Origin of the sequence: Mesorhizobium sp. M7A.F.Ca.MR.362.00.0.0 (assembly GCF_004023175.1) — a bacterium.
Classification (GTDB): Bacteria; Pseudomonadota; Alphaproteobacteria; order Rhizobiales; family Rhizobiaceae; genus Mesorhizobium.
Window position 1 is genome coordinate 1 of the sequence record NZ_RZTF01000529.1, and the last position, 3,555, is coordinate 3,555.

The 3,555-nt window shown below is 61.3% G+C and carries 4 protein-coding genes and 1 pseudogene; 3 read left to right on the forward strand and 2 right to left on the reverse strand.

The window, feature by feature from the left end:
* Nucleotides 1-122: 122 nt before the first annotated feature.
* Both EOC06_RS34485 and mscL read right to left on the reverse strand, forming a co-directional pair.
* Nucleotides 123-1,289 (reverse strand): pyridoxal phosphate-dependent aminotransferase, encoded by a 1,167-nt coding sequence (locus tag EOC06_RS34485; protein WP_128309909.1) that lies wholly within the window; start codon nucleotides 1,287-1,289, stop codon nucleotides 123-125.
* Nucleotides 1,290-1,401: 112 nt separating this feature from the next.
* The gene (mscL, locus tag EOC06_RS34490; RefSeq protein WP_027038576.1) at nucleotides 1,402-1,824 is read right to left on the reverse strand and encodes a large conductance mechanosensitive channel protein MscL; all 423 of its coding nucleotides are present in this window, start codon (nucleotides 1,822-1,824) and stop codon (nucleotides 1,402-1,404) included.
* A 142-nt stretch (nucleotides 1,825-1,966) separates the two neighbouring features.
* Here mscL and EOC06_RS34495 point away from each other — a divergent pair, with 142 nt between their 5' ends.
* The 3 genes and pseudogenes from EOC06_RS34495 to EOC06_RS34505 all read left to right on the forward strand — a co-directional run.
* On the forward strand, nucleotides 1,967-2,281 hold the full coding sequence (locus EOC06_RS34495; protein ID WP_128309910.1) for a hypothetical protein: 315 nt from the start codon (nucleotides 1,967-1,969) through the stop codon (nucleotides 2,279-2,281).
* Nucleotides 2,271-2,546, forward strand: a complete 276-nt coding sequence (locus EOC06_RS34500) for a type II toxin-antitoxin system RelE/ParE family toxin (RefSeq protein WP_127330868.1) — start codon at nucleotides 2,271-2,273, stop codon at nucleotides 2,544-2,546. The genes EOC06_RS34495 and EOC06_RS34500 overlap by 11 nt, the downstream gene beginning before the upstream one ends.
* 126 nt (nucleotides 2,547-2,672) lie before the next feature.
* Nucleotides 2,673-3,555: pseudogene (locus EOC06_RS34505) on the forward strand (hybrid sensor histidine kinase/response regulator); the annotation flags it as partial.

Sequence of the window (3,555 nt, forward strand, 5' to 3'; positions counted from 1 at the left end):
CTAGGGCGGAGCAAGGAGCGAAGCGACGCGGCGCAGACCCTAGGATCCATGCCGTTACTGCGGCCGAAGAGTGAGGCGGTCCAGAATCTTCAAACGCGCGGCTTTCCTGTCCAGCCCAATCCTCAAACTGCCTTCATCCAATTTGCCAGCCGGTGTGCCGCTTCCTCGACCTGATCGAGGCGGCGGTGGAAACACAACCGCAAAAACGCCTCGCCGCCGGGGCCGAAAGCCGTGCCTGGCGCCAGGCCGACATTGGCCTTGTCGACAATGTCGAAGGCGGCGGTGCGTGAATCGGTGATGCCGTCGACAGTGAAAAACAGATAGAACGCACCCTGCGGCACCGTGAACCCAGCGCGGCCGGTGGCGCCGAGAATGCCGCAGACAAGGTCGCGCGCCTTGCGCGCCCGCTCCACCTGTTCGGCAACGAAGGCATCGCCCTCGTCAAGGGCGGCGGCCGCGCCGCGCTGCATGAACTGGGCGACGCCGGAATTCGAATACTGGATCAGGTTCTCGAACACCTGCTGCAAGCTCGGATGCGTCTTGATCCAGCCGACACGCCAGCCGGTCATCGCCCAATTCTTGGAGAAGGAGTTGACGTACAGGATGCGGTCTTCCGCCGACGCGATGTCGAGGAAGGACGGCGCGCGGCCGTGGCCATAGTGGAACAGCGAATAGATCTCGTCGGCGATGATCCAGAGGTTTTTCGCGCGCGCCAGATCGAGGATGGCCTGCAAGGTCTCATGATCGGCGGTCCAGCCGGTCGGATTCGACGGCGTGTTGATGAACAGCGCCTTTGTGCGCGGCGTGATCGAAGCCGCGAGCTTCTCGACGTCGCAGGACCAGCCATTGCCGGAATGATCGAGCGTCACCGCGACCGGAACGGCTCCCGCTATCGCTGCCGCGGCATCGAAATTCGGCCAGGCCGGCGACAGATAAACCACCTCGTCGCCCACGCCGGCGAGCGCGTCGAGCGCCAGCTGGATGGCATGCATGCCGGAGCCGGTGACGATGAATTCTTCCTCCGGGAAGGTCTTGCCGAAATGCCTGGCATAGTAGCGGGAGAGCGCCTGCCTGAGATCGGGGATGCCCCTTTGCCAGGTGTAGAATGTCTCGCCGCCGGCCAGCGCCTTCGACGCGGCATCGGTGATGAAGGCTGGCGTCGGCAGGTCGCCCTCGCCGGCCCAGAGCGGAATCATGCCTTCGCGCAGGCGGCCGTAATTGACGACGGCGACAATGCCGCTTTCGGGTGCCGCACGGGCCTCGGTGCGCAAGCTGTCGATCAGGGTCATGGGCGGGTCCGTTTTGGTCTGCGGTTTTCGTCAGCGGTCCTTACCAGATGCGAAAACAGAAAACCCCGGCCGCGAACGACCGGGGTTTTGGTCCAGCAAATGCCGCCCGTGGTCAGCGCCTGGCGAGCAGATCGCGAATTTCAGTGAGCAGCGCGACGTCGGCGGGCGGCGGAGCGGCCGGTGCAGCGGGTTTCTCGCGCTCAAGCCGCTTGCGCATGTTGTTCACCGCCTTGACCATCAGGAAGATGATGAAAGCGAGGATGAGGAAGTTCAGCGCCACGGTGATGAAGCTGCCATAGGCAAAGACCGCGCCCTGCTTCTTGGCATCGGCCAGCGAGGTCGCATTGACGGCTGAGGACAATCCGAAGAAATAATTGTTGAAGTCCAATCCGCCGAAAATCGCACCGACGATCGGCATGATGATGTCGTTGACAAGGGAATCGACGATCTTGCCGAAGGCCGCGCCGATGATGACGCCGACCGCAAGGTCCATCACATTACCCTTGGAAATAAATTCCTGGAATTCTTTCAGCATTCGACCCTCCTTGTCGTGACTGGCCGAGCTGCCGTTTCCGTCCTTGCGACATCGACCTTAGACAACATAACAAAAACCTCCTGACGCAACATCGGCAAAAAGGAGAAAGCAACCGGTTTCTCCTTACCGGGAGCCGGCTAGGTTGCTCGCCAAGACCGACCCCGGTTCAGTTGTTCGAGACCCACGGTTCGGCAGGAGCAGCGTTGAATTTCTGGCAATCATAGGCGTTTTCGCCTATAATATTCTCATGAACATGCTCGAAACCATCAGCATTGGCGTTTACCCGTGGGCGGCTCCGACAAAGGAGCAGCGCGCTTGGTTCGACGCGCTTTCGCCCGATGAGAAGCGGAAAGCGATTCAGACGGCCATCGACGAAGGTTTCGAGAGCCCCGTCAGCGACAAGTCTATCGACGACATTATTCGGGAAGCGCGTGCCGAATTCCCGCATGCGCCATAGGATAACGCATCGCGCCGAACGCGATCTGAAAGACATTTACCGACACATCTTCGAAAACTTCGGCCACACTCAGGCCGAAAAGTATCTGCGTGAACTCGACGCGGTGTTTGAATTGCTCGGCGATTACCCGAATATGGGCAGGCTCTATGAAGGCAGGACCCATCAGTTCGTCCATGGCAAGCACATCATCCTCTATCGTATGGGTTCGGAGGAGATCATTGTCGGCCGCATCTTCCACGGCGCCCAGCGGCGATCTTCACCATAACGACATCGACACCGACGCGCCGGCCTGAGAACCGTCCTATGCAGCTCTGCAATGGACTCGGACGCCAAGCTGTGATTGCGTCCGGGCAAGCCGGATAGAAAGACGGCAGAGGAGGAAAGTCCAAGCGTGCAGGGCTTGTTCATCGTCATCATCGCGGTCGCCTATGTGACGCTGCTGTTTGCCATCGCCAGCCTCGGCGACCGCCGCTCGGCCATCTCCGAGCCGAGCCGGGGGCGGCCTTTCATCTACGCGCTCAGCCTCGCGATCTACTGCACATCCTGGACTTTCTTCGGCTCGGTCGGTCTCTCTTCCGAACGCGGCCTCGAATTCCTCGGCATCTATACAGGCCCGGTGCTCGTCTTCGTGTTCGGCTTCCCGCTGCTCAACCGCATCGTGCGGTTGGCCAAGACCGAGAAGATCACCTCAATCGCGGATTTCCTCGGCGCGCGCTACGGCAAGAGTTTCACCGTCGCGGCGATCGCCACGCTGATCGCCACCATCGGCGCGGTGCCCTATATCGCGCTGCAGTTGAAGGCTATCTCCGGTTCGGTCAGCCTGATGGTCGAGCACTATACGGGATCGCCGCCTTCGTTCGATCCCTTCGTCAGCGACATCTCGCTGGTCGTCGCCATGCTCCTGGCGCTGTTTGCGGTGCTGTTTGGAACCCGTCATGCCGACGCCACCGAACACCAGGACGGGCTGGTGCTGGCGGTGGCGGTCGAAACCGTGGTCAAGCTCGCCGCCTTCCTGGCGATCGGCCTGATGGTCACCTTCCTGATCTTCGGCGGCCCGGGCGACATGTTCGACAAGCTGGCCCAGAACGCGCAGGTCCGGCAGGCGATGAGCTACAACACCTCGCTCGCCACCTGGCTGGTGCTGACGTGCCTGAGCGGCTTTGCCATCATCATGCTGCCGCGGCAGTTCTACGTCACCATCGTCGAGAACCGCGGCGAGGCCGAACTGCGCACCGCGACCTGGGTGTTTCCGCTCTACCTCGTGGCGATCAACC

What these genes read in the sequence shown, in the direction of transcription:
- EOC06_RS34485 (WP_128309909.1), bottom strand. Translation starts at nt 1,289, where the DNA reads ATGACCCTGATCGACAGCTTGCGCACCGAGGCCCGTGCGGCACCCGAA.
- EOC06_RS34500 (WP_127330868.1), top strand. Translation starts at nt 2,271, where the DNA reads ATGCGCCATAGGATAACGCATCGCGCCGAACGCGATCTGAAAGACATT.
- mscL (WP_027038576.1), bottom strand. Translation starts at nt 1,824, where the DNA reads ATGCTGAAAGAATTCCAGGAATTTATTTCCAAGGGTAATGTGATGGAC.